The following is a 25,776-nucleotide window of genomic DNA, read 5'->3' as shown; positions in this document are numbered from 1 at the left end:
AATCGAGATAGTCTGACCATTGAGCCCTATCACGCTTTCCAGACCGCTTTCAACAGTTTTTGTGTGTAAGGATGTGACGGCCTCGCGAAGATCTGCTCGACGTCGCCCGACTCCACGATCATCCCGCCCTGCATCACCGCGACACGGTGCGCCATCGCACCGATCACCTCCAGGTCGTGGCTGATGAAGACATAGCCGAGGTTGTATTTCTGCTGAAGATTCGCGAGCAGCTTCAGCACTTGCTGCTGGATCGAAACGTCGAGCGCGGACGTCGGTTCGTCGAGGATCAGCACGCGCGGCTCGAGCACGAGCGCGCGCGCGATCGCGATCCGCTGGCGCTGGCCGCCGGAGAATTCATGCGGATAACGATGCAGCACGGTGCGGTCGAGCCCGACCTCGCGCAGCACCGCGACCGATTTCGCGCGGCGCGCGTCGGGCGTCAGGTCGGGCCGATGCAGTTCGAGCCCCTCGCCGACGATCCGCTCGATCGTATGACGCGGCGACAGCGAGCTGAAGGGGTCCTGAAAGACGACCTGCATGTTCGCGCGCAGCGCGGTCTGCTCGCGGCCGCGATACGTCGACAGCGCGCGGCCCTGGAATTCGATGTCCCCGTGTACGGTCTTCTGCAGCCCGAGCAGCGCCATCGCGAGCGTCGATTTGCCGGAGCCCGATTCGCCGACGATGCCGAGCGTCTCGCCCTGCCGCACCGACACCGACACGTCGGACACCGCCGTCACCGGCGTCGTGCCGAACCAGCCCGCGAGGCCGGGCCGCTTGCGCGCGAACTGCACGCTGACGTGACGCGCGTCGAGCAGCACCGGCGCGATCGGCATCACCGGCGCGACCGCGCGCTGCGGCCGGCTGTTCAGCAGTCGCTGCGTATACGGATGCTGGGGCTCGGCGAAGATCCGCTCGACGGGCCCGCTCTCGACGAGCCGGCCACGCTCCATCACCGCCACGCGTTCAGCGAAACGCCGCACGAGATTCAGGTCGTGCGTGATCAGCAGGATCGCCATCCCGCGCTTTTCCGCTTCTTCGCGCTGCAGTTCCAGCAGCAGATCGACGATCTGCGCGCGGATCGTCACGTCGAGCGCGGTGGTCGGCTCGTCGGCGAGCAGCAGACGCGGCCGGCAGGCGAGCGCCATCGCGATCATCGCGCGCTGACGCTGCCCGCCCGACAACTGGTGCGCATAGCTGTCGACACGCCGATCGGGTTCCGCGATGCCGGTGCGCGCGAGCAGCGCGATGGCGCGCTTGCGCGCCTCCGCGGCGCTCACGCCGTCGTGCAGCACGATCGTCTCCGCGATCTGCGCGCCGATCGTGTACAGCGGATTCAGCGCCGTCATCGGTTCCTGGAAGATCATCGCGATGTCGGCGCCGCGCAGCGCGCGCATCTCGCGCTCGCTCTTCGCGCCGAGGTCCTGCCCCGCGAAGCGGATCGTGCCGCGCACGTCGGCGTCGCGCAGCAGGCGCAGGATCGACAGCGCCGTCACGCTCTTGCCCGAACCCGATTCGCCGACGAGCGCGACGCGCTCGCCGCGGCCGATCGCGAACGTCACGTCGTCGACGGCGACCGTGTCGCCGAAGCGCACGTTCAGATGCTCGAGCGCCAGCAACGGCTCGTCGTGCGTCGATACGGTCGCGCCGTTCATCGCTGCCCTCCCGCCGCACGCATCGAATCGGCGATGCGCGTGTCGAGCGCGTTGCGCAGCGCGTCGCCCATGAAGGTCAGCAGCAGCAGCGTCGCGACCAGCACGCCGAACGTCGACAACGAGATCCACCACGCATCGAGATTGCCCTTGCCCTGCGCGAGCAGTTCGCCGAGGCTCGGCGTCGGCGGCGGAACGCCGAGCCCGAGGAAGTCGAGGCTCGTGAGCGCGAGAATCGCGCCGCTCATGCGGAACGGCAGGAACGTGATCACGGGCGTCAGGCTGTTCGGCAGCACGTGGCGCCAGATGATCTGCCAGTTCGTCAGCCCCATCGCGCGCGCCGCGCGCACATAGTCCTGCGTGCGGTTGCGCAGGAATTCGGCGCGCACGTAGTCGGCCAGCCCGATCCAGCCGAACAGCGACAGCAGCACGATCAGCAGCAGGAAGCTCGGCTCGAAGATCGACGCGAAGATGATCAGCAGATACAGCTCGGGCAGCGAGCTCCAGATCTCGATCAGCCGCTGTCCGACGATGTCGATGCGGCCGCCGAAAAAGCCCTGCACCGCGCCGGCGGCGATCCCGAGCAGCGTGCCGATCGCGGTCAGGATCAGCCCGAACTCGACCGACACGCGGAATCCGTACACGAGCCGCGCGAACAGGTCGCGGCCCTGCGCGTCGGTACCGAGCCAGTTCTCGCGCGACGGCGGCGCCGGATTCGGCTCCTTCGAGAAGTAGTTCAGCGTGTCGTAGTAATAGCGGTTCGGCGGATAGACGACGAAGTTGCCGGGTGCCTCGAGCCGCTTGCGCACGTACGGATCGAGATAGTCGGCCGGCGTCGGGAAATCGCCGCCGAACGTCGTCTCCGGATACGCGTGGAACAGCGGGAAATAGTAATGACCGTCGTAACGGACGACGAGCGGCTTGTCGTTCGACCACAGCGGCGCGGCGATGCTGGCCGCGAACGCGACGACGAAGATCACGAAACTCCAGTAGCCGAGCTTCTGCTGCCGGAAACGCTGCCACACGCGGCGTGCGGGCGACGGCGACACGTGCGCCCGCGCGGCCTCGACGCGGGACGGCGCAGCGACGCGGCTCATCGCGCACCTCGTCGCGACGCGGCGCACGGACTGACGAACGGGCCGCGGCGCGGCAGGCGGACGGACGGTTTCAAGTCAGCGCTCCAGGTTTTCGAATTGAATGCGCGGATCGACCCACACGTAGCAGAGGTCCGAAATCAGCTTGGTCGCGAGCCCGATCAGCGTAAACAGATACAGCGTGCCGAGCACGACCGGATAGTCGCGGCGCACGACCGACTCGTACGACAGCAGGCCGAGGCCGTCGAGCGAGAACAGCGTCTCGATCAGCAGGCTGCCGGTAAAGAAGGCGCCGATGAACGCGGCCGGAAAGCCGACGATCAGCGGCAGCATCGCGTTGCGGAATACGTGCTTCCAGAGCACCGTACGCTCGCCGAGCCCTTTCGCCCGCGCGGTCAGCACGTACTGGCGGCGGATTTCGTCGAGGAACGCGTTCTTCGTCAGCATCGTCACGACCGCGAAGCTGCCGACGACCGACGCGGTGATCGGCAGCGCGATGTGCCACAAATAATCGAGCACCTTGCCGGCGACCGAGAGCTGCGCGAAGTTGTCGGACGTGAGGCCGCGCAGCGGGAACAGTTGCCAGAACGAGCCGCCGCCGAACAGGACGAGCAGCAGCACGCCGAGTACGAACCCCGGAATCGCGTAGCCGACGAGCACGACGAGGCTCGTCGCGACGTCGAACGGCGAACCGTTGCGCACGGCCTTCGCGATGCCGAGCGGCACCGAGATCAGGTACGTCAGAAAGAACGTCCATAGGCCGATGCTGATCGACACCGGCAGCTTCTGGACGATCAGCGACCACACGCTCTGATGGCGGAAGTAGCTGTCGCCGAGATCGAAGCGCGCGAAGCGCTCGAGCATCAGCCAGTAGCGTTCGAGCGGCGGCTTGTCGAAGCCGTACAGCGCCTTCAGCTGTGCGATCTGCTGCGGATCGACGCCCGTATGCGCGCGCATGCCGAACGGCGTCGCGCCCTGCTCCGTCGCGCCCTTGCGCAGTTCCTGCACCGCCTGCTCGACGGGGCCGCCCGGCACGAACTGGATCACGACGAACGTGAGCGTCAGCACGCCGACGAGCGTCGGAATCATGAGCAGCAGGCGTTTGAGGATGTAGCTCCACATGGCGTCGACTCGCGATCGATAGGCTTGGATGAAAGTTCGGTTGAACGACGGGCCGCGGGCGCGGCTTCAATGATCGGGCTTCGCCCACCACGTCGATACGACCCAGCTCTCCGCCGAACAGTACAGCGGCAGCGTCTGCGGATACGCAAGCGTGCGCTTGTAGGCGATCCGATGCGTCGTGCTGTACCACTGCGGAATCGCGTAGTAGCCGTGCATCAGCACGCGATCGAGCGCGTGCGTCGCATCGAGCAGCTGCTCGCGCGTCTGCGCGGCCGTCAGCGCGCGCAGCAGCGTGTCGACGGCCGGCGACTTCAGGCCGATGAGGTTGTCCGAGCCCGGCGTGTCCGCGAACTGGCTGCCGAAGCGCGCGAGCTGCTCGGTGCCCGGCACCTGCACGCCCGGATAGCGGACCGTCGTCATGTCGTAGTCGAATGCGTCGAGACGCTTTTGCAGCAGCGCGAAATCGGCCGTGCGAAAGCGCACGTCGATGCCGAGCTTCGCGAGATTGCGCTGATACGCGGTCACGACCGGCGCGAACGCGGACCCCGCATCGTCGAGGATCTCGAACGTAAACGGATCGCCGTTCGCGTTGCGCAGCGCGCCGTCGCGGTAGGTCCAGCCGGCCTCGGCCAGCAGCGCGCGTGCTTTCAGCAGGTTCGCACGCAGCGAACCGGGCGGGTTCGTGCTCGGCTGCGTCACCATCGGGCCGAACACGGCCGGATCCAGTTGCGCGCGCAGCGGTTCGAGCAGCTTCAGCTCGCCTTCGCCCGGTGTGCCGGTCGCCTGCAGGTCGGTATCGGCGAAGTAGCTATCCAGACGCGTATAGCCGCCAAAGAACAGCTGGCGATTCAGCCATTCGAAATCGAAGGCGAGGTCGAGCGCCTTGCGCACGCGCACGTCGCGAAACAGCGGACGCCGCAGGTTCATGAAAAAGCCCTGCATGCCGGCGCCGTTATGCTGGCGGAATTCGCGCTTCACCAGTTCGCCGCTGTCGAAGCGCTTGCCGACGTCGCGCCGCACCCAGTTGCGCGCGATGTACTCGACGAGCACGTCGTACTCGCCGGCCTTGAACGCCTCGAGCCGCGCGATGCCGTCGCCGTAGAGCTTGTAGACGATCCGGTCGAAGTTGTTCGTGCCGACGCGCACCGGCAGGTCGGCGCCCCAGTACGCGGGATTGCGCCGGTACGTGATCGTGCGGCCGTTGTCGTAATGATCGATCAGGTACGGCCCGCTGCCGATCGGCTGCTCGAACGCGAGCTGATCGAACGGGATGCGCGAGCCGTCCGCGCGCAGCCCCCATTTGTGCGAGAAGATCGGCACGCCGCCCGCGATCAGCGGCAGTTCGCGATTGGCGCTGCGGAACTCGAAGCGCACCGTCGCAGGATCGACGACGACCGCGCGTGAAATTTCGGCGAAGTACGCGGCAAACTGCGGCGCCGCCTGCTTGCTCTTCAGCGTATCGAACGAGTACTTGACGTCGTCGGCCGTCACCGGATCGCCGTTCGAAAAGCGCGCGCGTGGATTCAGGTGGAACGTGACCGAGCGGCGGTCGGGCGCGACCGCGATGTCGTCGGCGAGCAGTCCGTACGCGGACGCCGGTTCGTCGAGGCTGCCCGTGGCGAGGCTTTCGAACAGCAGGTCGATGCCGGGCGCGACGTTGCCACGCAGCGTATACGGATTGAACTTGTCGAACGACGTGAGCCGGTTCGGGTTCGCGAGCACGAGCGTGCCGCCCTTCGGCGCATTCGGATTCACGTAGTCGAAATGCCGGAACCCCGGCGGATATTTCGGCTCGCCGTACTGCGCGATCGCGTATGCGGCATGCGCGGCCGTCGCCGCAAGCGCCGCGTGCAACGCGAACGCCGCGGCGGCGGCGCCGGCCGTGCGCAGTGCCTGTGCGGCGCGGCCGCGCACGCGCGTGGCGGCGGTCCATCGCGAACCCATCGTCATAGAAGCCCTGTCGTTCGATTGACGGAAGTAACGAGGGACGATTCTACCCATTCGATCGCCGATGAAGCCACCGCGGGCCGCTGCCCGGCCGTTGCGCACGCGGCGCACCCAAAAGAAAAACCGCCACGAGGGCGGTTTTCCGGGATGCGACGCGACGTGCGCGACGGCGGACGGCGATCATCGCCAGCCGTTGTGGCGGCCGCGATCGTGATCGCCCCAGCCGCGGCCGTGATGGCGGTACCACTCCTCGCGACGCCAGTAGCGATGGCCGTCCCAGTAACGATCGCCATGCCAGCCGATCACGATCGCCGGCGGCGGTGCATACACGGGCGCCGGCTGATAGACCACCGGCGGCGGAGGCGGCGGCGCATACACGGGCGCGGGCGCGACGTAGACCGGTGCCGGCACGCCGACGTTGATCCCGACATTGACACCCGCCATTGCTGCGCCCGACACCAGCAGGGCCGTCATACCGGTCAGCAGCGACGCAACACGCAAGGTCTTCATGGGTTCCTCTTCTGGTTGTTTCATGTGTGATTCGACTATAACGGGAAGCACCGGCCACGCATATTTCAAGTTTGTAAGAACTGATGCGCGGAATCGCAACACCGAACGCTCGCTAACGTCTTGTAACAATCGACGCAGCCGCGGCCACGCGTCGCCGCGCGCAATCATACTGCGGGCGCGCGTCCGCATGCCGGACGAAAAAAAGGCGGCACCTAGGTGCCGCCCTCTCGTTGCGCGGTCGAGCCGCGCGTCGCGCTGACGCTCAGCGCGACATCATGTTCATGCTGACGTTGTGCATCACCCACAGCGTGCCGACGATCAGGATCGCCGCGGTCAGCACCGTGTAGCTGAACGCCATCACGTTCCAGCGCTGGCCCGACGAGCCGTTCATGTGCAGGAAATACACGAGGTGCACGACGATCTGCACGAACGCGAGCACGGCAAGCGCGACGAGCGACGCATGCGGCGACAGCACGCCGCCCATCACGAGGCCGAACGACGCGGCCGTCAGCAGCACCGACAGGATGAAGCCGGCAACATAGCTGCCGACGCTGCCGTGCCCTTCTTCGAGTTGAGACGAATGCGAATGGGCCATTTAGATCACGCTCGCAAGATAGACAAAGGTAAACACGCAGATCCACACGATATCGAGGAAGTGCCAGAAAAGGCTCAGGCACGTCAGGCGCCGCAGATCGCGATCGGTCAGGTCGCCGCCGCGCGCGACGATCTGCCCGGCCAGCACGATCATCCACAGCAGGCCGGCCGTCACGTGCAGCCCGTGCGTGCCGACCAGCGTGAAGAACGCGGACAGGAACGCGCTGCGCTGCGGGCCGGCCCCTTCCGCGATCAGGTGCGAGAACTCGCGCAGTTCCATCGCAAGAAACGCCGCGCCGAGCACGAACGTCACCGCGAGCCAGCCGAGCAGCGCGCCGCGGCGCTGCTTGTAGGCGGCGAGCATCGCGAAGCCGTACGTGATGCTCGAGAGCAGCAGCGCGGCCGTTTCGATCGCGACGCCCGGAATGTCGAACAGGTCCTTCGCGGTCGGGCCGCCCGCATACTGGTTGCCCAGCACCGCGAACGTCGCGAACAGCGCCGCGAAGATTACGCAGTCGGTCATCAGATACAGCCAGAAGCCGAACACCGAATGCGACGGCGGATGGTCGTCGTGCTCGAGCAGCGTGGCGCTCAAGGTTTTCTGCAACATCAGTTGGCCTCCAGTTCGACGTCGTCGACGCGGGCGATCGCGCGCTTCGACGATTGCTTGTCTTCGGTCTTGCGCACGGTCGACGCCGGGATGTAGTACCCGTCGTTGTCGCGCGAGCTATAGATCACGAGCGTCGCGACGATGCCGACGAGCCCGGCGATCGCGAGCCACCAGATGTGCCACACGAGCGCGAAACCGAGCACGAGGCTGAATACGCCGATCACGAGACCCGCGCAGGTGTTCGACGGCATGTGGATATCGCGGATTGCGGCCGGGTTCGCGCGGGTGTCGCCGCGCGCCTTCATGTCCGCATAGGCGTCGAGCGTGCGCACCTGCGGAATCACCGCGAAGTTGTACTCGGCCGGCGGCGACGTCGTCGCCCATTCGAGCGTGCGGCCGCCCCACGGATCGCCCGTCGTGTCGCGGTACGCCGGCAGGTTGCGGTTGCGGATGCTGACGACGAGCTGCAGCAGCTGGCACGCGATGCCGATCGCGATCAGCACGGCGCCGAACGCGGCGACGAGCAGCCACGGATGCCATGCCGGGTTGTCGTAGTGATTCAGCCGGCGCGTCATGCCCATGAAGCCGAGCACGTAGAGCGGCACGAACGCGACGTAGAAGCCGACCTGCCAGAACCAGAACGCGGCCTTGCCGAGCGTCTCGTTCAGCTTGAAGCCGAACGCCTTCGGGAACCAGTAGTTGAAGCCCGCGAGATAGCCGAACAGCACGCCGCCGATGATCACGTTATGGAAGTGCGCGATCAGGAACAGGCTGTTGTGCAGCACGAAGTCCGCGCCCGGAATCGCCATCATCACGCCCGTCATCCCGCCGAGCGTGAACGTGACCATGAAGCCGATCGTCCACAGCACGGGCGTCGTGAAGCGAATCCGGCCGCGGTACATCGTAAACAGCCAGTTGAACACCTTCACGCCGGTCGGAATCGCGATGATCATCGTCATGATCCCGAAGAACGCGTTCACGTTCGCGCCCGAGCCCATCGTGAAGAAGTGGTGCAGCCAGACGAGGAACGACAGCACCATGATCGCGCAGGTCGCGTACACCATCGTCTTGTAGCCGAACAGCGGCTTCTTCGAGAACGTCGCAATGACTTCCGAGAAGATGCCGAACGCAGGCAGGATCAGGATGTACACCTCCGGATGCCCCCACGCCCAGATCAGGTTCAGGTACAGCATCGCGTTGCCGCCTGCTTCGTTCGTGAAGAAGTGCATGCCGAGGTAGCGGTCGAGACCGAGCAGCGCGAGCGTGGCCGTCAGGATCGGGAACGACGCCATGATCAGCACGTTCGTGCAGAGCGCCGTCCACGTGAACACCGGCATCTTCATCAGCGTCATGCCGGGCGCGCGCATCTTGATGATCGTCACGAAGAAGTTCACGCCCGTCAGCAGCGTGCCGACGCCGGAAATCTGCAGCGCCCACAGATAGTAGTCGACCCCTACCCCCGGACTGAACTGTAGTTCGGACAGCGGCGGATACGCGAGCCAGCCCGTCTGCGCGAATTCGCCGATCACGAGCGAGATGTTGATCAGGATCGCGCTGACGGCCGTCATCCAGAAGCTCAGCGAGTTGATGAACGGGAACGCGACGTCGCGCGCGCCGATCTGCAGCGGCACGATCAGATTCATCAGGCCAACCATGAACACCATCGCCATGAAGAAGATCATGATCACGCCGTGCGCCGTGAAGATCTGATCGTAGTGATGCGGCGGCAGATAGCCGGGCGCGTTGTACGCGAGCGCGAGCTGCATGCGCATCATGATCGCGTCCGCGAAGCCGCGCAGCAGCATGATCAGCGCGACGATGATGTACATCACGCCGAGCTTCTTGTGGTCGACCGTCGTCAGCCATTCGGTCCACAGCCATTTCCAGCGGCCGGTGATCGTCAGTGCGGCGAGAATGCCCAGCACGACCAGCCCCATGAAGGCGCCGGCCCCCATGATGATGGGCTGATCGAACGGGATCGCCGAGAGTGTGAGTTTGCCGAACATGCGTTACCCCTTCGTGCCGCAGGCGGCGTCCTTCAGATCGAGGACGTGGCCGTCGTTGTATTTCGCGATGATGTTGTGGAAGAGCCGCGGATCGACGGACGAGAAGTAGCGCACCGGCGCTTTCTCGCTCGGCTGCGCGACCTGGCCGTACACCGTCGCATCGAGCCGGTCCGGCGAGGCCTTCACCTTCTGCACCCACGCGTCGAACTGTTCGCGCGGCTCCGCGAGCGTGCGGAACTTCATGTCCGAGAAGCCGCGGCCGCTGAAGTTTGCGGACGTGCCGGCATAATTGCCCGGCTCGTCGGCGATCAGGTGCAGGCGCGTTTGCATGCCCGCCATCGCGTACACCTGGCCGCCCAGCTGCGGAATGAAGAACGAGTTCATCACCGAATCGGACGTGATGCGGAAGTTCACCGGCGTGCCGACCGGAATCGCCAGCTGGTTCACCGACGCGATGCCGAGCTCCGGATAGATGAACAGCCATTTCCAGTCGAGCGCGACGACCTCGACGTCGATCGGCTTCACCGACGACTCGAGCGGCTTGTACGGATCGAGCTCGTGCGTGGTCTTCCACGTGAGCACGCCGAGGAACAGGATGATCAGCGTCGGGACCGTCCAGATCACGACTTCGATCGCAGTCGAATGCGACCAGTCGGGCGCATACGTCGCGTTGCGATTCGATGCGCGATACCGCCACGCAAACCACAGCGTCAGCAGGATCACCGGCACGACGACGATCAGCATCGCCCACGTCGACGTCGCGATCAGCGCCTTTTCCGCCGCCCCCACACTTCCTTTCGGATTCAGTACATCTAAATTACATCCTGACAGGCTGAGTACCGCGCCGATCGACATCAGCGTTGCCCAGCCTCTTGAAGCTCTTCTTTTCATCACACCGCCCGAGAGTCATTGGAATCGTTGCGTCTGCCCGATGCGCATTCGATCCACGAAAGTGGCCGCATCATACGTCGCGCGAGCACGATGAAAAACCGATGGCGGCGGCAAATCATCATTGCAGAATCTGTCGTGAGTCAAAGTGTCGCGGGGCGATGGCGCACGTGCGCAGGCGGATCCGACGCACGTCGCGCCGGACCGAGATCGATGTGCATGCAACGGTATTCACGCGCCGCGCGTACGCGGCGCACGCGGGGCTCGTTCAGTCGTGAGCGGCCGCCATGTAAGCCGGCTGCGCGGGCGCCGTATCGTCGCCGGCCGGCAGTTTCGAGCGGCTCGCATCCGCGAGCAGGCGGCCGACGGTCGGATCGATCGCGTCGGTGAACGGCTTCGGATCGATGCCGACCGCGAGCACGATCAGCGCGAGCGACGCGAACATCGCGATCTCGCGGCCGCTCAGATCGACGAGCTTCGCGATGCTCGCGCTCGGCGCCCTGCCCCACACGACGCGCTTGAGCATCCAGAGCGTGTACGACGCGCTGAAGATCAGCGTCAGCGCGGCGGCCGCGCCGATCCAGAAGTTCACGCGGATCGCTCCCATGATCACCATGAATTCGCCGACGAAGCCCGACGTGCCCGGCAGGCCGACGTTCGCCATCGCGAACAGCACGGCAAACATCGCGAAGCGCGGCATCGCGCTCGCGACGCCGCCGTATGCGGTCATCTCGCGCTGCTTCGTGCGATCGACGAGCACGCTCGCGCACAGCAGCATCGCGCCCGCGACGAAGCCGTACGACACGAGCTGCACGATCGCGCCTTCGACGCCGATCCGGTTGAACAGGAACAGCCCGAGCGTGACGATGCCCATGTGCGCAACCGTCGAATACGCGAGCAGCTTGCCGAAATCGGTTTGCGCGAGCGCGAGCAGGCTTGCATAGACGATCGCGAACAGCGACAGCGCGATCACGGCCGGCGCGAAGAAATGGCTCGCGTCGGGCGTGATCGGCAGCGCGAAGCGCAGGAAACCGTAGCCGCCGAGCTTCAGCATCGCGAGCATCAGCGCCGCGCCGGTCGGGCCGTCGGTGTAGACGTCGCGCAGCCAGGTATGGACCGGCCACATCGGCACCTTGACCGCGAATGCCGCGAAAAAGCCGAGGAACACCAGCAGCTGCGGCGCGAAACCGAGCTGCAGCGTGCGCCACGCGGCCATGTCGAACGTGTGCGATTTCGCGTACAGGTACAGCATCGCCATCAGCAGCAGCAGCGATCCGGCGAACGAGATGAAGAAGAACTTCACGGCCGCGTACACGCGATGCTCGCGGCCCCACGTGCCGATCAGCAGGTACAGCGGGATCAGCGTCGCCTCGAAGAAGATGAAGAACAGCAGCCCGTCCTGTGCGACGAAGACGCCGATCATCAGCCCCGAGAGGATCAGGAACGACGCGTAATACTGCGCGACGCGCACCGTGACGGCCTGCCACGATGCGACGACGACCACGAGCGTCGTGAAGGCGGTCAGCACGACGAGCCACAGCGACGCGCCGTCGACACCGGTGCGCCAGCCGGCACCGAACGCCGACAAGCCGTTGCGGTTTTCGACGAACTGCATCGCCGCCGAGTGCGGATCGAAACCGGCCACGATGGGCGCTACCGCGGCGAGCCCCGCGATTGCACCGATCAGCGCGATGAGGCGCGTCCGCTGCAGATGTTGGTCGGACCCGGCGCGCAGCAGGCACGCACCGAACAGGATCGGAGCCCAGATCGCCAGGCTCAGAAAGGGAAAATCATGCATGTCAACAAGGCCTTGAGGATGGCGCGCCGCCGGACGACAGGCGCGACGAAAGAAACGAAACCGAAACGACAGGTAGATTTCGTGAATCGCCAGTGTTGGCAAAATGTAAAGCGACATCTCGCGGAAGCTTGATGCCGCTCAAAGCGCTATCGGGTTAACCAGCATAAAACGGCTGATTATTTTTTGCAGCGCAGCAGTGGGTGTTCTGCGGCCGTCTCGGCAACCTGCTGATTTTTATGTGTAATTTTTTGTATTTCTGCGACGTACAGATCAATGGAACCGGTGCGATGCCGCATTTTTGTCCATCGGGTGGGGTGTAGGCGACGCGGGAAGCGGGATGCGGCGCGGCGATTGCACGGCGTCATGCGGTGCCCGGATGCTTACATCAAAACTTGCAAATCAATTTCAATCAACCAGGCATCGTGCGTCGGACACTGCTCGGCACGATGACGCGCGCACACGGACGTTGAATCGGGCATCGGACATCATTCGCGATGCAAGGCCGGGCGCGCTGCATCGGAATCGAACCCATGCGATCACCCGATCGTTGCGGACACCGAACCGATTGCGCGGCCTGAAAAAGAAAAGCCCCGCAAGTCCGAAAACTTGCGGGGCTTGTTCCGCCATTGCTGGCGGAGACGGAGGGATTCGAACCCTCGATCCAGGTTTTGGCCCAGATGCTCCCTTAGCAGGGGAGTGCCTTCGACCTCTCGGCCACGTCTCCCAAACTTTCGCTCGCACCAGGGAGGCAGTGCGACGAGAACGAGATAATATAGGGTTTCGAACCGCACGTCAATTTCCGTGATGCATTTTCTTCAACGCATCACGAAAATTTCATCACGCCTGCTCGAGCTCGAACGCCTTGTGCAGCGCGCGGACGGCGAGCTCCATGTACTTCTCGTCGATCAGCACCGAGATCTTGATTTCCGACGTCGAGATCATCTGGATGTTGATGCCCTCTTCCGACAGCGTGCGGAACATCTTGCTCGCGACACCGACGTGCGAACGCATGCCGACGCCGACGACCGACACCTTCGACACCTTCGGATCGCCCTGCACCTGCTCGGCGTTCACGTGGCCCTTCACCTGGTTCGTGAGGATGTCCATCGCCTTCTGGTAGTCGCCGCGGCCGACCGTGAACGTGAAGTCCGTCTTGCCCTGCACGCTCTGGTTCTGGATGATCATGTCGACGTCGATGTTCGCGTCGGCGACCGGGCCGAGAATCTGATACGCGATGCCCGGCTTGTCGGGCACACCCATCACCGCAATGCGTGCTTCGTCGCGCTGGAACGCGATGCCGGAAATGACTGCCTTTTCCATGGTCTCGTCTTCTTCAAAAGTAATCAGGGTGCCCGAGCGCATTTCTTCGTCGAGCGCAATCAGCGGATCGGTCAGGCTCGACAGCACGCGCGTCTTCACCTGGTATTTGCCGGCGAATTCGACCGAGCGGATCTGCAGGACCTTCGAGCCGAGACTCGCCATCTCCAGCATCTCCTCGAACGTCACGCGATCGAGGCGACGCGCCTCTTCGACGACGCGCGGATCGGTGGTATACACGCCGTCCACGTCCGTATAGATCAGGCACTCTTCCGCGCCGAGCGCGGCCGCGACCGCCACCGCCGACGTGTCCGAGCCGCCGCGGCCCAGCGTCGTGATGTGACCGTCCGGATCGACGCCCTGGAAGCCCGTGATGATCACGACCTTGCCGGCGTTCAGATCGGCCTTCACGCGCTCGTCGTCGATCGAGTGGATGCGCGCCTTCGTAAACGCGCTGTCGGTCTTGATCGGCACTTGCCAGCCGGCATAGCTCACGGCTTCGACGCCGATTTCCTGCAGCGCGATCGACAGCAGACCGACGCTGACCTGCTCGCCGGTCGACGCGATCATGTCGAGCTCACGCGGGCTCGGCTGGCTCGAAATCTCTTTCGCGAGACCGAGCAGACGGTTGGTTTCGCCGGACATCGCAGACGGCACGACCACCATCTGGTGCCCGGCCTGATGCCATTTTGCGACGCGTTTCGCGACGTTCTTGATGCGCTCGACCGAGCCCATCGAAGTGCCGCCGTATTTGTGTACGATGAGTGCCATTGTCGTTCTGAACTGGAGAAGAGACCGCACGGGCGCGCTGGACAGACCGCGTTGCCGTTCAGTCACGCGGCTTGTGGCTCTGGACGGACGACGAGGGGAACGGCTGGGACGCAACACGCAAGCGTGACGGAGTTTGCCCGGAAGGCCGATCAGGCCGCGCAAACCGGGTACGTCACGCGGAAAACCTGCACAAATCGCTCAAAAATCGAGCCGAGCAAACGCCTGAGCGTACCCGATAGACGCCCGCTTGACAAGCCGCCGGCCGCGTCCGCGCGTGTTCCGGCGCCCTTTACCGGTGCGGCCGTCAGCGCCGCGCGGCGTGCCGTTGTCGACCGGTCGCCGTCACGCGATCAGCAGGTCGGGCCGCCATTCGATGCGCCGCCATGCGTGGCCGCCCTGCGGCACGCCATCGCGGTTCACGCCGAGCCGCGGCACGTAGATCAGCCGGTCGCCCGCGAACAGCAGCGGCACGTCGCGCTGCCACGCGGGCACGCCGCGCTCCTGAAACAGGTTCTTCAGCGTCCGGCTCGGGCCGTCCGGCCACATGCGCATCCGCTCGCCGCCCGCGCGTGCGCGCGCGATCAGCGGCGCGCTGCGCAGCAACGTCTCGGGCAGCGCGTCGTCGCTGCCGGCGTCGGCGCGCGCGAACACGAACGTGCCGCGCCAGCCGGGCAGATGCCAGATCTCCTGGCCGTCCCACGCGAGCGACGCGTCCGCGTGCGGCGTGCCGGTGCCGTCGTCGCACGGCGGCGCGCTGTCGCCGGCTTCCCAGTAAACGGTATCGCGATAGAGGCGCAGGCACTGCCCCGCATGATCGACGCGCAGCGCATGCGCATCGTGCGCGTCGCGCAGCTGGCGCATCATGTCGGCCAGCCGCGCGGCCGACGCGCCCGGCAAGCCGAGCCGGCGCATCCAGTAGCGCAGCAGGTTCGCGCCGCGCACGTCGTCGAACGCGATCAGCGCATCGCGCGACAACGCACGTCCGTCGTCGCGCGCGGCCGCCACGAAATCCAGCTCGGCCAGATCGTCGAGCAGCCGCTGCGCCGCCGCCGCATGCTGTGCGGCGCGGCCGAGCGCGTCGCGAAAGCCGGGGAAATGCACGGCCAGCGCCGGCAGTACGTCGATGCGCAGTGCGTTGCGCGCATAGCGCGTATCGGCGTTCGATTCGTCGTCGATCCACGACAGCGCGTGCTCCGCCGCATAACGCTCCAGTTGCGCACGCAACAATCGCAGCAGCGGCCGCACACGCTCGACGGACGCGCCGTCGGGCCGATAGCGCGGCGCCATCGCGGCGAGCCCGGCAATGCCTGCACCGCGCAGCAGCTGCAGCAGCACGGTTTCGGCCTGATCGTCCGCATGCTGCGCAAGCCAGAGCGCAGCCGCGCCGTGCCGTGCGCACATCGCGTCGAGCGCCGCATAGCGACGCTCGCGCGCACTCGCCTCGATGCCGACGCCGCTGTCGCGCGGCACGTCGACATGCATCGCCTCGAACGCCACACCGAGCCGCGCGGCCTGCTCGCGCGCATGTGCAGCCCACGCGTCGGCGTTCGCGCTCAGGCCGTGATGGACGTGCAGTGCGACGCAGCGCGACGCGCCGGCCACGCGCACGGCCGCGTCCAGCAGTACCGACGAATCGAGACCGCCGCTATACGCGATCGCGATCCGCGCGCCGTCCGGCACACCGGAAAGCGCAACGCCGACCGCATCGAGGACGACACGGTCGGCGGAGTATTGGTTCGGCGGGATCACGAGGCGGATGCGCGCATCGTGACGCGCGCAGCGGGTACGCAGCCGGTCATGCGCCCGGCGTGGTTTCCTTGAACTTGCCGTACGCCATCAGGCGTTCGAAGCGGCGCTCGCGCAGCGCGTCGATGCTCATGCCCTGGAACTGGCGCAGCGAATCGGCAAGCGCGCGGCGCAGCAGCGCGGCCATTCCCTTCGGATCGCGATGCGCGCCGCCGAGCGGCTCGTTGACGATCTTGTCGATCAGGCCGAGCGCCTTCAGGCGATGCGCGGTCAGCCCGAGCGCTTCCGCGGCTTCGGGCGCCTTGGCGGCACTCTTCCACAGAATCGACGCGCAGCCTTCCGGCGAGATCACCGAGTACGTCGAGAACTGCAGCATCATCACGGTATCGGCCACCGCGATCGCGAGCGCGCCGCCCGAACCGCCCTCGCCGATCACCGTCGTAATGATCGGCGTCTTCAATTCGGCCATCACGTACAGATTGCGGCCGATCGCCTCCGACTGGCCACGCTCTTCCGCGCCGATGCCCGGATATGCACCCGGCGTATCGACGAACGTGAAGATCGGCAGCCCGAACTTCTCGGCCAGACGCATCAGGCGCTCGGCCTTGCGATAGCCTTCCGGACGCGGCATGCCGAAGTTGCGCGCGGCGCGCTCCTTCGTGTCGCGCCCTTTCTGGTGACCGATCACCATGCAGGGGTGGCCGCCGAAGCGGGCCAGGCCACCGACGATCGACAGATCGTCCGCGAACGCGCGGTCGCCGTGCAACTCGTGAAAATCGGTAAACAGTTCCGCGACGTAATCGAGCGTGTACGGGCGCTGCGGGTGCCGCGCGATCTGCGACACCTGCCACGGCGTCAGGTTCGCGTACAGGTCCTTCGTCAGTTGCTGGCTTTTCTTCGACAGCCGCTCGATTTCTTCCGAAATATCGACAGCCGAGTCGTCCTGCACGAATCGCAGCTCTTCGATCTTGGCCTCGAGTTCGGCGATCGGCTGTTCGAAATCCAGAAACGTGGTCTTCATGTGTTCGAATCCTTGGGTCTTGCGGCAGCGCGTATTCTACCCGCGCGGCCGACACGCAAAACCGGCTCTCAACTATTGATGTTTAAAATTCGATAGCCGCCGTCACGCGCCGGCATCGAGCGCGTCGAGGCTGCGCCACATATACCAGGTGGCCACGGTGCGCCACGGCTCCCAGTTCGCCGCGACTTCCCGCGCCTCGCTGCGCGTGACGGGCTCCCCGCTGAAGTAATTGACGCTGATCGCGCGGATCAGGCCCGGATCGTCGAGCGGCAGCACGTCCGGCCGCGACAGGTTGAAGATCAGGAACATCTCGGCCGTCCAGCGGCTGATCCCGCGGATCTGCGTGAGTTCCGCGATCACGGCCTCGTCTTCCATCGACGTCCATTTGTCGACGTGCAGCGCACCCGACACGAAGTGCTGCGCGAGATCCAGAATGTATTCGGTCTTGCGCTTCGACAGCCCGCAGGCGATCAGCTTGTCCGCCCCGAGCCGGATCACCGGCTGCGGCGCGAGCTTCGGGCACGCGGCCTGGATGCGCGCCCACAGCGACTGCGCCGACGGCACCGAGATCTGCTGCCCGACGACCGAGCGCGCGAGCGTGACGAACGAATCGCCACGCTTGACCAGATGCGCGGGGCCGAACTTCGGGATCAGCTTCTTCAGGATGCGGTCGCGCTTGACGAGATCGGCGCACGCCTTGTCCCAATATGCGGGACGCACGACGACGTCATCCTCGCCGTCGGCCGCCGCATCGGCCGCGCGCGCCTTGCGCGTCGCGTCGACCGCCTGCATCGCGTGATCCGGCTGCGCGGGTTCCGCGCCCTTCGCACGCGCGTGCTTCGCCGCCGGCTGCACATGACCGTTGAGCGCGCCGTTCGGCACGGCACGCGCCGCGTCGGTCTTCGCTGCCGGCGCGCGTCTGGCTGCCGGACGCGCGGCGACCGGAGTCGCGCGCCTGACCGGCGCTTTTCTGGCCGTTGCCATCCTGCCTCCTACCCGACGGATCGGTCAGTGGAACGCGCCGCGCTCATACGCGACGCCATTCGGTCGATCCGCCCGGTTTGTCTTCAAGTGCGACGCCGGCGTCGAGCAGTTCCGCCCGAATCCGGTCCGCTTCGGCATAGTCCTTCGCGCGTTTCGCCGCGGCACGCGCGGCGATCTTCGCCTCGATCTCGTCGGCCGAGAGCGCGCCCGCCTGCGCGGCGCCGGACGCCTGCTGCAGGAACGCGCGCGGTTCGCGGCCGAGCAGGCCCAACAGGCCCGCGAGCTGCTTCAACTGCCGCGCGAGCGACGCATCGCGCGTGCGGTTCACTTCGCCCGCCAGCTCGAACAGCGTCGCGATCGCCACCGGCGTGTTGAAGTCGTCGTTCATCGCCGCCGCGAAACGCTGCGCGTGCGGTTCACTCCAGTCGAGCGCGAGCGCATCGGGCTCGACGTCCTTCAACGCCGTATACAAACGCGTGAGCGACGCGCGTGCATCGTCGAGGTGCACGTCGCTGTAGTTCAGCGGCGAACGATAGTGCGTGCGCACGATGAAAAAGCGCATCACCTCGGCGTCGTAGCGCTCGAGCACTTCGCGGATCGTGAAGAAGTTGCCGAGCGATTTCGACATCTTCTCGTTGTCGACCTGCACGAAGCCGTTGTGCAGCCAGTAGTTGACGAACGTCTGGCCGGTCGCGCCTTCGCTCTGCGCGATCTCGTTCTCGTGGTGCGGAAACTGCAGATCCTGACCGCCGCCGTGAATGTCGAAATGCTCGCCGAGCAACGTGCAGCCCATCGCAGAGCACTCGATGTGCCAGCCTGGCCGGCCCATTCCGTACTTCGATTCCCACGACGCGCCTTCCGGATCGTCCGCCTTCGCGCGCTTCCACAACACGAAGTCGAGCGGGTCTTCCTTGGCATCGTTCGCGGCCACACGCTCGCCCGCGCGCAGATCGTCGAGCGACTTGCCCGACAGCTTTCCGTAGTTCGCGAACTTGCGCACCGAATAATTGACGTCGCCGTCGGTCGCCTGATAGGCGTAGCCGTTCGCCTCCAGCCGCTCGATCATCCCGAGCATCTGCGGAATGAACTGCGTCGCGCGCGGCTCGATGTCGGGCCGCTGGATGCCGAGTGCGTCTTCGTCCTCGTGCATCGCATCGATGAAGCGATCGGTCAGCGACTTGATCGTCTCGCCGTTCTCGATCGCGCGGCGGATGATCTTGTCGTCGATGTCGGTGATGTTGCGCACGTACGTGACGCGGTAGCCGATCGCGCGCAGCCAGCGCTGGACGAGGTCGAACACGACCAGCATGCGCGCGTGGCCCACGTGACAATAGTCGTACACGGTGATTCCGCATACGTACATCCGCACTTCGCCAGGCTGGCGCGGCACGAAAACTTGCTTGTCACGCGCGAGCGTGTTGTAGATGCGCAGTGATTCCATAGAGATGAACCGTGAGCCGAAGGAAACCGCCCTGGCAAAACTCGCCCTGCATGCGAAACGGACGGGCCCTGCTGCGGTGCGACGCCGGGCATCCTCGATATCACATGGGGCGGTCAGGCTGCAAGCACAGCGGTGACGGCCACGAGAGGCAAAGAAAGACTGTCTGCGGCTCGCCGGAACGCGCAGACGTTTTGTTAGAATGGGTCGGAGTATAACATTCCGATTTACGCCTATGAAACCTCATCGCGGCCGCGCGCCGAGCGCTGCGACCCTCGTTGCGACCGCCGTCATGGGCGTCGCGCTGACGCTGTTCGCAGCGCCCGCCGCCCACGCGCAAAAGGCCCCGGCGACCGCCGACGGCACCCCCGAAATCGACGCGTCGATCGCCGGCAAGCAGTGGACGCAGGCGCTTGCGCAGCTCGATGCGCGGATCGCCGCGAACCCGCACGACGTGCAGGCGCAGTTCAAGCGCGGCACCGTGCTCGCCCGCCTGAATCGCGACGACGACGCGATCCAGCAGTTCGTCGCGATCACGCAGGCCTATCCGGAACTGCCGGAGCCGTACAACAATCTCGCGGCGCTGTATGCGAAGCACGGCCGGTACGACGAAGCGCGCGCCGCGCTCGTCACCGCGACGCAAGCGAACCCCGGCTATTCGCTCGCATACGAGAATCTCGGCGACCTGTACCTGCGCCTCGCAGCCGAATCGTACAAGCGCGCACAATCGCTCGGCCGCACGAGCGGCGCGACGGCACAGCGCCTCGCCGACATCCAGAAAATCGTATCGCCGCCGAAATCCGCGCCGGCCGCACGCGCGGTCGTGCCGTCCACGCGCGAATACACCGATCGCGCCGCCGCGAACGTGAGCACCACGACGCTGCCGCTGTCGCCGACGTTCCAGTTCAGCGGCCCGTCGGGCGCACTCGCGGCGCCGTACGTCGCGCCGTCGCAGTAAGCGGCGCGGCCCCTTCCTTTCATTCCAACCTGAGGATCGCAATGAAACGTCTGTTGCTGGCGCTTGGCGGCGCCGCCCTTCTCGCGACCGCGCCCGCGTTCGCGCAAACGGCCACCGCGCACCCCGTCGTGCAGCTGAAGACCTCGCAGGGCGACATCCGCGTCGAACTGTATCCGGAGAAGGCGCCGAAGACCGTCGCGAACTTCCTCGATTACGTGAAGGCCGGCCAGTACAACGGCACGATCTTTCATCGCGTCATCAAGGGCTTCATGATCCAGGGCGGCGGCTACAAGGCGAACTTCGACGAGAAGCCGACGCGCGCGCCGATCCCGCTCGAAAGCCGCAACGGTCTGAAGAACCTGACCGGCACGATTGCAATGGCCCGCACGAGCGATCCCAATTCCGCGACCGCGCAGTTCTTCATCAACACGGTCGACAACAGCGGCCTCGACTACCCGAATCCGGACGGCAACGGCTATGCGGTGTTCGGCAAGGTCGTGTCGGGTCTCGACGTCGTGAAGAAGATCGAAGCCGTACCGACGACGTCGCGCGGCCCGATGCAGGACGTGCCCGCGCAGCCCGTCGTGATCGAATCGGCGAGCATCGTCTCGAAGTAAAACCCTGCCGGTCCGTCCGGCATCTCACGCGGCCGCGTCGCACGACCGGCCGCGTGCCATTTAAACCGCCTCATCGAAGGAATTCATCATGGTTGAACTGCACACGAACCACGGCGTGATCAAGCTCGAGCTCGACGCCGCGAAGGCACCGAAGACGGTCGAGAACTTCCTCAACTACGTGAAGAAGGGCCACTACGACGGCACCGTGTTTCATCGCGTGATCAACGGCTTCATGATCCAGGGCGGCGGCTTCGAACCGGGCATGAAGCAGAAGCCGACCGACGCGCCGATCGACAACGAGGCGAACAACGGCCTGAAGAACGACAAGTACACGATCGCGATGGCGCGCACCAACGATCCGCACTCGGCCACCGCCCAGTTCTTCATCAACGTGAACGACAACGACTTCCTGAACCACTCGTCGCCGACGCCGCAAGGCTGGGGCTACGCCGTGTTCGGCAAGGTCGTCGAAGGCCAGGACGTCGTCGACAAGATCAAGGGCGTGAAGACCGGCAACGCAGGCTTCCATCAGGACGTCCCGACCGACGACGTCGTGATCGAGAAGGCCGTCGTCGTCTGACGCACGGGACCGGAGGCACTTCGATGCTGCAGGAGAGTCCGCCGCGAAGCGTCTCCGCGGGCGTGCCGGGCGAGCGCGAAACCGCGCACGCCGCACGCCCGTTCCTGTTTCTGTCCGATCTGCATTTGAGCGACGCGATTCCGAAGACGGTCGCCGCGTTCGAGCATTTCGTGAAATACACCGCCGACAGCGCCGACTCGGTATTCATCCTCGGCGATCTGTTCGAATACTGGATCGGCGACGACATGCTCGACGACGATCCGTTCGTCGCGCGCATGGCTGCGCTGATGCATACGTTTTCGGAGCGCGGCATCGCGCTCTACGTGATGCACGGCAACCGCGACTTTCTGCTCGGGCGCCGCTTCATGAAGGCCGCCGGCGCGATGCTGCTGCCAGACCCCTCGCTGATCATGGCATTCGGCCAGCGCATCGTGCTGACGCACGGCGATGCGCAATGCACCGCCGATCGCGGCTATCAGCTGTTTCGCCGCTTCGCGCGCAATCGCGTCGCGCAGTGGCTGTTCCTCGCCTGGCCGTTTCGCTGGCGCCGCGCACTCGCGCAGCGGATGCGTGCGGACAGCGAAGCCGGCCGCATGCGGCCCGTGTCGCCGCGTTACGACGTCACGCGCGAAGGCGTCGCCGCGCTGTTCCGCAAGGGCCGCGCGAAGGTGATGATTCACGGCCATACGCACCGCCCTGCCCGCCACGTCGAAGCGGACGGCGTGCGCTGGGTGCTGCCCGACTGGGATCTCGATCACGGCGCGCAGCGCGGCGGCTATCTGCGCGTCGACGCGGACGGCATCCATCCGATGCCGCTCGACTGAAATTGCATCGGCGGGCCGGCGCCCGCCGCCTGCGTCACGCCTGCCGTTCGACCGCCTTGCCTTCGAGCACCGCCGACAGGCGGCGCAGATCGAGGCGCGCGGCGTCCGCACCCTGCAACGTTTCCAGATGCGTACCGAGCCGCTCGAGCGCCGCGACGATCTCGTCGACGCGCCGGCTCTCCTTCGCCGCATGATCGATGAGGCCGTGTATCGCGAGCGACATCGGATCGTCGGCATTCGGCGTGATCCCGTAGGCGCAGAACGCGGCGCGCTCGGGCTGCGGTTTCGGTTGCGCCGGCATGACGATGCGCGCCGGATTGCCGACCGCGGTGCCGCCCGCGGGCACCGGCTTCACGACGACCGCGTTCGAACCGATCTTCGCGCCCGCGCCGACGGTGAAGCCCCCGAGCACCTTCGCGCCCGCACCGACGATCACGCCTGCTTCGAGCGTCGGATGACGCTTCGCGCCGCGCGTAAGCGACGTGCCGCCGAGCGTCACGCCCTGATAGATCGTGCAGTCGTCGCCGACGATCGCCGTCTCGCCGATCACGACGCCCATGCCGTGGTCGATGAACACGCGGCGGCCGATCGTCGCGCCCGGATGGATCTCGATGCCGGTCAGGAAGCGCCCGACCTGCGAGACGAAGCGTGCGAGCCAGTAGCGCTTCGCGCGCCAACACGCATGCGCGAAACGATGCAGCACGAGTGCATGCAGACCCGGATAACAGGTCAGCACTTCCCAGGCACTGCGAGCGGCGGGATCCCGCTCGCGAATCGTCGCAACGTCTTCGCGCAGTTTCGTGAACATGATCGATCGGATCGGAAATATGCCGGCGCACCACGCCGGCGATGGCCGGCCGTTATCGCGCCGGGTCATTTGCTTATGACGTCCGGCGATTGTAGGGCCAGTCGCGCGCGCCCGCACGACGCCGCGCGTTCTCCCCATCGGCGGCGCGGGTATTTGCGCCGGCGGCGCCGACGCGGTTATGAGCCGCCGTCCGGCGTGCGCGACTTCAGCAGGATGTGCTTCGCGATGCCGCGCAGGATGTTCACTTCCTCGCGCTCGAGGCCCGTGCGCGCAAACAGGCGCCGCAGACGCGGCATCAGCTTCTTGGGATTGCGCGGATCGAGGAAATCGAGCGCGATCAGCGCATTTTCGAGATGCAGATACATCCGTTCGATCTCGTCGCTTTGCGCGAGCGCCCCCGTATCGGCCGCCGGCTGTTGCGCCGGCTCGCTCGTCTGCTCGAGAAATGCGACGCGCAACTCGTAAGCGAGCACCTGCACCGCCTGCGCGAGGTTCAGCGAGCTATATGCGGGATTCGCCGGAATATGCGCGAGTGCACTGCACTGCTCGACATGCTCGTTCGCGAGCCCGGTGCGCTCGTTGCCGAACACGAGCGCGATGTCGCCGCTCTCGACCTGCGTGCGTGCATGGGCGGCGGCAGCGCGCGGCGCGAGGCGCGGCGGCCCGTATTCGCGCGTGCGCGCGGTCAGCGCGATCGACCACTGCACGCCGGACAGCGCCTCGCCGAGCGTCGGCACGACATGCGCGGATGCGAGCACGTCGTCGGCGCCGCTTGCCATCGCGATGGCCTCCGGGTCGCTCTGCACGTGCGGCACGCGCGGCGCGACGAGCACGAGGCGCGAAAAGCCCATCGTCTTCAATGCGCGCGCGGCCGCGCCGACGTTGCCGGGATGACTCGGTTCGACCAGCACGAAGCGTGTCGACGTGAAGCCGCCGGACGGCGACCGGGACGGCGCCGCACCGGACGCGGGCGGCACAGCGGTGTTCTGCAAGGTTTCCACTACCATACGACTCGATTCGTCAGAATGGCCGTATGGTATCGCCATCGGCGCGGCAAACCCACGTGGCCGAACGGCCAGTGGGGGTTTGCCCGTATTCCGCTCTCATAGAACCGGCGAAAATCGGGTAAAATCATGCCGTTACGCGCCGCCGTCGATGCGGCGCGGGTCGTACCGCTCTTTGTCAATTCGCGTCTCATGTCGCCCGGCACGCTCGTGCCGTCCGGGCGGTTGTTCCACTTCCGGCGGCATCTGCCGCCCGCTACAGGATCCAGGCTCATGCATCCCATGCTCAATATCGCTGTCAAGGCTGCGCGCCGCGCCGGGCAGATCATCAACCGTGCGTCCCTCGATCTCGATCTGATCGAGATCCGCAAGAAGCAGCAGAACGACTTCGTCACCGAAGTGGACAAGGCCGCCGAAGACGCGATCATCGAGACGCTGAAGACCGCCTATCCCGACCACGCGGTGCTCGCGGAGGAATCGGGCGAATCGGAGAACGAATCCGAATTCCGCTGGATCATCGATCCGCTCGACGGCACCACGAACTTCATCCACGGTTTCCCGTACTACTGCGTGTCGATCGCGCTCGAGCACAAGGGCGTGATCACGCAGGCCGTCGTCTACGATCCGAACAAGAACGACCTGTTCACGGCCACGCGCGGCCGGGGCGCCTATCTGAACGATCGCCGCATCCGCGTCGGTCGCCGCGATCGTCTGTCGGACGCGCTGGTCGGCACGGGCTTCCCGTTCCGCGAAAAGGACGGTCTCGATGCGTACGCGCGCCTGTTCACGGAAATGACGCAAGCGTGCACGGGCCTGCGTCGCCCGGGCGCCGCCGCGCTCGATCTTGCGAACGTCGCAGCCGGCCGCCTCGACGCGTTCTTCGAACAGGGCATCAACGTGTGGGACATGGCAGCGGGCAGCCTGCTGATCACCGAAGCGGGCGGCCTCGTCGGCAACTACCTCGGCGACTCGGACTTCCTGCATCGCCATGAAATCGTCGCCGCGAATCCGAAGATCTATGCGCAGATGATTCCGATTCTGAACCGCTACAGCCGCATGCGCGCAGCTGCGGAGTAATCTGCCGGCCCGCGTCGCGACGGCCCGTGTTCCGCTTCGAGCGGCACGGGCCGTTGGTGTTTTGGCGGCTATGTACTGCGTCCGGGACGTAAGGCCTCTTAGATAGTCGCCGGCGACATGGTTTGCATCCGGCTGCGCGTGGGGGATGCTGTTGCTATCGCACTGCCGGCGTTTTCCAAACGGATATTGGGAGGTATCCGGAATTCCGTGTGTGAGGCGGGTTGAGATTCAGATTCCAATGTTGAATCGTTCCGGGTAAAGCAGCGCGAACTGGGTCATCGCGCTCTTCCAATCGTGCCGAGAGCCGGTCCACTTGGCCACGACGTTGCGCAGCGCCAGCCAGATCAGTTTGAGCGCGGCCTCGTCCGACGGGAAGTGACCGCGCGCCTTGATGTGTGTGATTCATAGACATC

Annotated in this window: 22 protein-coding genes, 1 tRNA gene and 2 pseudogenes; 6 read left to right on the top strand and 19 right to left on the bottom strand. The window is 65.6% G+C overall.

The genetic code is table 11. The features are described 5' to 3' along the window. Positions 1 to 29: 29 nt before the first annotated feature. The 12 genes from BCR55_RS13745 to BCR55_RS13690 form a co-directional block, all read right to left on the bottom strand. Positions 30 to 1,652 carry an ABC transporter ATP-binding protein gene (locus tag BCR55_RS13745; RefSeq protein WP_006408224.1) on the bottom strand — a complete coding sequence of 541 codons (1,623 nt, stop codon included), beginning with the start codon at positions 1,650 to 1,652 and terminating at the stop codon, positions 30 to 32. After that, on the bottom strand, positions 1,649 to 2,746 hold the full coding sequence (locus tag BCR55_RS13740; RefSeq protein WP_006409817.1) for an ABC transporter permease: 1,098 nt from the start codon (positions 2,744 to 2,746) through the stop codon (positions 1,649 to 1,651). The genes BCR55_RS13745 and BCR55_RS13740 overlap by 4 nt, the downstream gene beginning before the upstream one ends. A 75-nt stretch (positions 2,747 to 2,821) precedes the next feature. Further along, on the bottom strand, positions 2,822 to 3,865 hold the full coding sequence (locus BCR55_RS13735) for a microcin C ABC transporter permease YejB (RefSeq protein WP_006409818.1): 1,044 nt from the start codon (positions 3,863 to 3,865) through the stop codon (positions 2,822 to 2,824). A 66-nt stretch (positions 3,866 to 3,931) separates the two neighbouring features. Then, the gene (locus BCR55_RS13730) at positions 3,932 to 5,815 is read right to left on the bottom strand and encodes an extracellular solute-binding protein (protein ID WP_065494670.1); all 1,884 of its coding nucleotides are present in this window, start codon (positions 5,813 to 5,815) and stop codon (positions 3,932 to 3,934) included. Between the two features lie 177 nt (positions 5,816 to 5,992). Beyond that, positions 5,993 to 6,322 carry a hypothetical protein gene (locus tag BCR55_RS13725; RefSeq protein WP_006408220.1) on the bottom strand — a complete coding sequence of 110 codons (330 nt, stop codon included), beginning with the start codon at positions 6,320 to 6,322 and terminating at the stop codon, positions 5,993 to 5,995. A gap of 262 nt (positions 6,323 to 6,584) precedes the next feature. After that, complete coding sequence (cyoD, locus tag BCR55_RS13720; RefSeq protein WP_006402937.1) at positions 6,585 to 6,917, bottom strand: cytochrome o ubiquinol oxidase subunit IV; 333 nt, start codon at positions 6,915 to 6,917, stop codon at positions 6,585 to 6,587. Continuing rightward, positions 6,918 to 7,526, bottom strand: coding sequence for a cytochrome o ubiquinol oxidase subunit III (gene cyoC / locus BCR55_RS13715; RefSeq protein ID WP_006402938.1), 609 nt, complete (start codon positions 7,524 to 7,526; stop codon positions 6,918 to 6,920). Beyond that, on the bottom strand, positions 7,526 to 9,532 hold the full coding sequence (gene cyoB / locus BCR55_RS13710; RefSeq protein ID WP_006408218.1) for a cytochrome o ubiquinol oxidase subunit I: 2,007 nt from the start codon (positions 9,530 to 9,532) through the stop codon (positions 7,526 to 7,528). The genes cyoC and cyoB overlap by 1 nt, the downstream gene beginning before the upstream one ends. Positions 9,533 to 9,535: 3 nt before the next feature. After that, a complete protein-coding gene (gene cyoA, locus BCR55_RS13705) occupies positions 9,536 to 10,423 on the bottom strand; it encodes a ubiquinol oxidase subunit II (RefSeq protein WP_059939430.1) in 888 nt (295 codons plus the stop codon). A 265-nt stretch (positions 10,424 to 10,688) separates the two neighbouring features. Then, positions 10,689 to 12,218, bottom strand: a complete 1,530-nt coding sequence (locus BCR55_RS13700; RefSeq protein WP_059939427.1) for a NuoM family protein — start codon at positions 12,216 to 12,218, stop codon at positions 10,689 to 10,691. A gap of 630 nt (positions 12,219 to 12,848) precedes the next feature. After that, a tRNA-Ser gene (locus BCR55_RS13695) sits at positions 12,849 to 12,942 on the bottom strand. Between the two features lie 113 nt (positions 12,943 to 13,055). Beyond that, on the bottom strand, positions 13,056 to 14,306 hold the full coding sequence (locus BCR55_RS13690; protein ID WP_006408212.1) for an aspartate kinase: 1,251 nt from the start codon (positions 14,304 to 14,306) through the stop codon (positions 13,056 to 13,058). Between BCR55_RS13690 and BCR55_RS33905 the strand changes: the two are divergent. Continuing rightward, positions 14,289 to 14,532: pseudogene (locus tag BCR55_RS33905) on the top strand (hypothetical protein). The gene BCR55_RS13690 and the pseudogene BCR55_RS33905 overlap by 18 nt on opposite strands. Positions 14,533 to 14,648: 116 nt before the next feature. Here the strand turns inward: BCR55_RS33905 and tilS are convergent. The 4 genes from tilS to cysS form a co-directional block, all read right to left on the bottom strand. After that, a complete protein-coding gene (gene tilS, locus BCR55_RS13685) occupies positions 14,649 to 16,055 on the bottom strand; it encodes a tRNA lysidine(34) synthetase TilS (RefSeq protein WP_065494669.1) in 1,407 nt (468 codons plus the stop codon). Positions 16,056 to 16,101: 46 nt separating this feature from the next. Further along, complete coding sequence (locus BCR55_RS13680) at positions 16,102 to 17,073, bottom strand: acetyl-CoA carboxylase carboxyltransferase subunit alpha (protein ID WP_006408210.1); 972 nt, start codon at positions 17,071 to 17,073, stop codon at positions 16,102 to 16,104. Positions 17,074 to 17,175: 102 nt separating this feature from the next. Next, the gene (locus BCR55_RS13675) at positions 17,176 to 18,057 is read right to left on the bottom strand and encodes a DNA-3-methyladenine glycosylase (RefSeq protein ID WP_006408928.1); all 882 of its coding nucleotides are present in this window, start codon (positions 18,055 to 18,057) and stop codon (positions 17,176 to 17,178) included. A gap of 43 nt (positions 18,058 to 18,100) precedes the next feature. Then, positions 18,101 to 19,498 carry a cysteine--tRNA ligase gene (cysS, locus tag BCR55_RS13670; protein ID WP_065494668.1) on the bottom strand — a complete coding sequence of 466 codons (1,398 nt, stop codon included), beginning with the start codon at positions 19,496 to 19,498 and terminating at the stop codon, positions 18,101 to 18,103. Between the two features lie 232 nt (positions 19,499 to 19,730). Between cysS and BCR55_RS13665 the strand changes: the two genes are divergently transcribed. From BCR55_RS13665 to BCR55_RS13650, 4 genes are all read left to right on the top strand, one after another. Then, positions 19,731 to 20,453 (top strand): tetratricopeptide repeat protein, encoded by a 723-nt coding sequence (locus BCR55_RS13665; RefSeq protein WP_006408207.1) that lies wholly within the window; start codon positions 19,731 to 19,733, stop codon positions 20,451 to 20,453. 41 nt (positions 20,454 to 20,494) lie between these two features. Next, positions 20,495 to 21,070, top strand: a complete 576-nt coding sequence (locus BCR55_RS13660) for a peptidylprolyl isomerase (protein WP_006408206.1) — start codon at positions 20,495 to 20,497, stop codon at positions 21,068 to 21,070. An 88-nt stretch (positions 21,071 to 21,158) separates the two neighbouring features. Next, positions 21,159 to 21,650, top strand: a complete 492-nt coding sequence (locus BCR55_RS13655; RefSeq protein ID WP_006401897.1) for a peptidylprolyl isomerase — start codon at positions 21,159 to 21,161, stop codon at positions 21,648 to 21,650. Between the two features lie 23 nt (positions 21,651 to 21,673). Further along, positions 21,674 to 22,474, top strand: coding sequence for a UDP-2,3-diacylglucosamine diphosphatase (locus tag BCR55_RS13650; RefSeq protein ID WP_053297106.1), 801 nt, complete (start codon positions 21,674 to 21,676; stop codon positions 22,472 to 22,474). A 34-nt stretch (positions 22,475 to 22,508) separates the two neighbouring features. On the opposite strand, the gene cysE is transcribed toward BCR55_RS13650, so the two are convergent. Together cysE and BCR55_RS13640 are read right to left on the bottom strand one after the other, a co-directional pair. Next, a complete protein-coding gene (cysE, locus tag BCR55_RS13645; protein WP_006408204.1) occupies positions 22,509 to 23,282 on the bottom strand; it encodes a serine O-acetyltransferase in 774 nt (257 codons plus the stop codon). A gap of 176 nt (positions 23,283 to 23,458) precedes the next feature. Further along, on the bottom strand, positions 23,459 to 24,283 hold the full coding sequence (locus BCR55_RS13640) for an RNA methyltransferase (protein ID WP_006408203.1): 825 nt from the start codon (positions 24,281 to 24,283) through the stop codon (positions 23,459 to 23,461). A gap of 276 nt (positions 24,284 to 24,559) precedes the next feature. Between BCR55_RS13640 and BCR55_RS13635 the strand changes: the two genes are divergently transcribed. Continuing rightward, entirely contained in the window at positions 24,560 to 25,363 is an 804-nt protein-coding gene (locus BCR55_RS13635) for an inositol monophosphatase family protein (RefSeq protein ID WP_006408202.1), read from the top strand. A 228-nt stretch (positions 25,364 to 25,591) separates the two neighbouring features. On the opposite strand, the pseudogene BCR55_RS30845 reads toward BCR55_RS13635, so the two are convergent. Beyond that, positions 25,592 to 25,756, bottom strand: a pseudogene (locus tag BCR55_RS30845) (IS256 family transposase); the annotation flags it as partial. Positions 25,757 to 25,776 lie beyond the last annotated feature (20 nt).

The organism is Burkholderia sp. CCA53 (genome assembly GCF_001685525.1).
GTDB lineage: Bacteria > Pseudomonadota > Gammaproteobacteria > Burkholderiales > Burkholderiaceae > Burkholderia > Burkholderia multivorans.
Note: the sequence above shows the minus strand (reverse complement) of the source record. Positions and strands in the feature narration are given on the sequence as shown.

Excerpts from the sequence above, each read along its gene's own strand:
- cyoC (WP_006402938.1), bottom strand. The coding sequence starts at position 7,526 with ATGTTGCAGAAAACCTTGAGCGCCACGCTGCTCGAGCACGACGACCAT.
- BCR55_RS13700 (WP_059939427.1), bottom strand. The coding sequence starts at position 12,218 with ATGCATGATTTTCCCTTTCTGAGCCTGGCGATCTGGGCTCCGATCCTG.
- cyoB (WP_006408218.1), bottom strand. The coding sequence starts at position 9,532 with ATGTTCGGCAAACTCACACTCTCGGCGATCCCGTTCGATCAGCCCATC.
- BCR55_RS13725 (WP_006408220.1), bottom strand. The coding sequence starts at position 6,322 with ATGAAGACCTTGCGTGTTGCGTCGCTGCTGACCGGTATGACGGCCCTG.
- cysE (WP_006408204.1), bottom strand. The coding sequence starts at position 23,282 with ATGTTCACGAAACTGCGCGAAGACGTTGCGACGATTCGCGAGCGGGAT.
- BCR55_RS13665 (WP_006408207.1), top strand. The coding sequence starts at position 19,731 with ATGAAACCTCATCGCGGCCGCGCGCCGAGCGCTGCGACCCTCGTTGCG.
- BCR55_RS13655 (WP_006401897.1), top strand. The coding sequence starts at position 21,159 with ATGGTTGAACTGCACACGAACCACGGCGTGATCAAGCTCGAGCTCGAC.
- BCR55_RS13635 (WP_006408202.1), top strand. The coding sequence starts at position 24,560 with ATGCATCCCATGCTCAATATCGCTGTCAAGGCTGCGCGCCGCGCCGGG.
- BCR55_RS13660 (WP_006408206.1), top strand. The coding sequence starts at position 20,495 with ATGAAACGTCTGTTGCTGGCGCTTGGCGGCGCCGCCCTTCTCGCGACC.
- BCR55_RS13680 (WP_006408210.1), bottom strand. The coding sequence starts at position 17,073 with ATGAAGACCACGTTTCTGGATTTCGAACAGCCGATCGCCGAACTCGAG.
- BCR55_RS13650 (WP_053297106.1), top strand. The coding sequence starts at position 21,674 with ATGCTGCAGGAGAGTCCGCCGCGAAGCGTCTCCGCGGGCGTGCCGGGC.
- cyoD (WP_006402937.1), bottom strand. The coding sequence starts at position 6,917 with ATGGCCCATTCGCATTCGTCTCAACTCGAAGAAGGGCACGGCAGCGTC.
- BCR55_RS13690 (WP_006408212.1), bottom strand. The coding sequence starts at position 14,306 with ATGGCACTCATCGTACACAAATACGGCGGCACTTCGATGGGCTCGGTC.
- cyoA (WP_059939430.1), bottom strand. The coding sequence starts at position 10,423 with ATGAAAAGAAGAGCTTCAAGAGGCTGGGCAACGCTGATGTCGATCGGC.
- BCR55_RS13745 (WP_006408224.1), bottom strand. The coding sequence starts at position 1,652 with ATGAACGGCGCGACCGTATCGACGCACGACGAGCCGTTGCTGGCGCTC.
- cysS (WP_065494668.1), bottom strand. The coding sequence starts at position 19,498 with ATGGAATCACTGCGCATCTACAACACGCTCGCGCGTGACAAGCAAGTT.
- BCR55_RS13730 (WP_065494670.1), bottom strand. The coding sequence starts at position 5,815 with ATGACGATGGGTTCGCGATGGACCGCCGCCACGCGCGTGCGCGGCCGC.
- BCR55_RS13740 (WP_006409817.1), bottom strand. The coding sequence starts at position 2,746 with ATGAGCCGCGTCGCTGCGCCGTCCCGCGTCGAGGCCGCGCGGGCGCAC.
- BCR55_RS13675 (WP_006408928.1), bottom strand. The coding sequence starts at position 18,057 with ATGGCAACGGCCAGAAAAGCGCCGGTCAGGCGCGCGACTCCGGTCGCC.
- BCR55_RS13735 (WP_006409818.1), bottom strand. The coding sequence starts at position 3,865 with ATGTGGAGCTACATCCTCAAACGCCTGCTGCTCATGATTCCGACGCTC.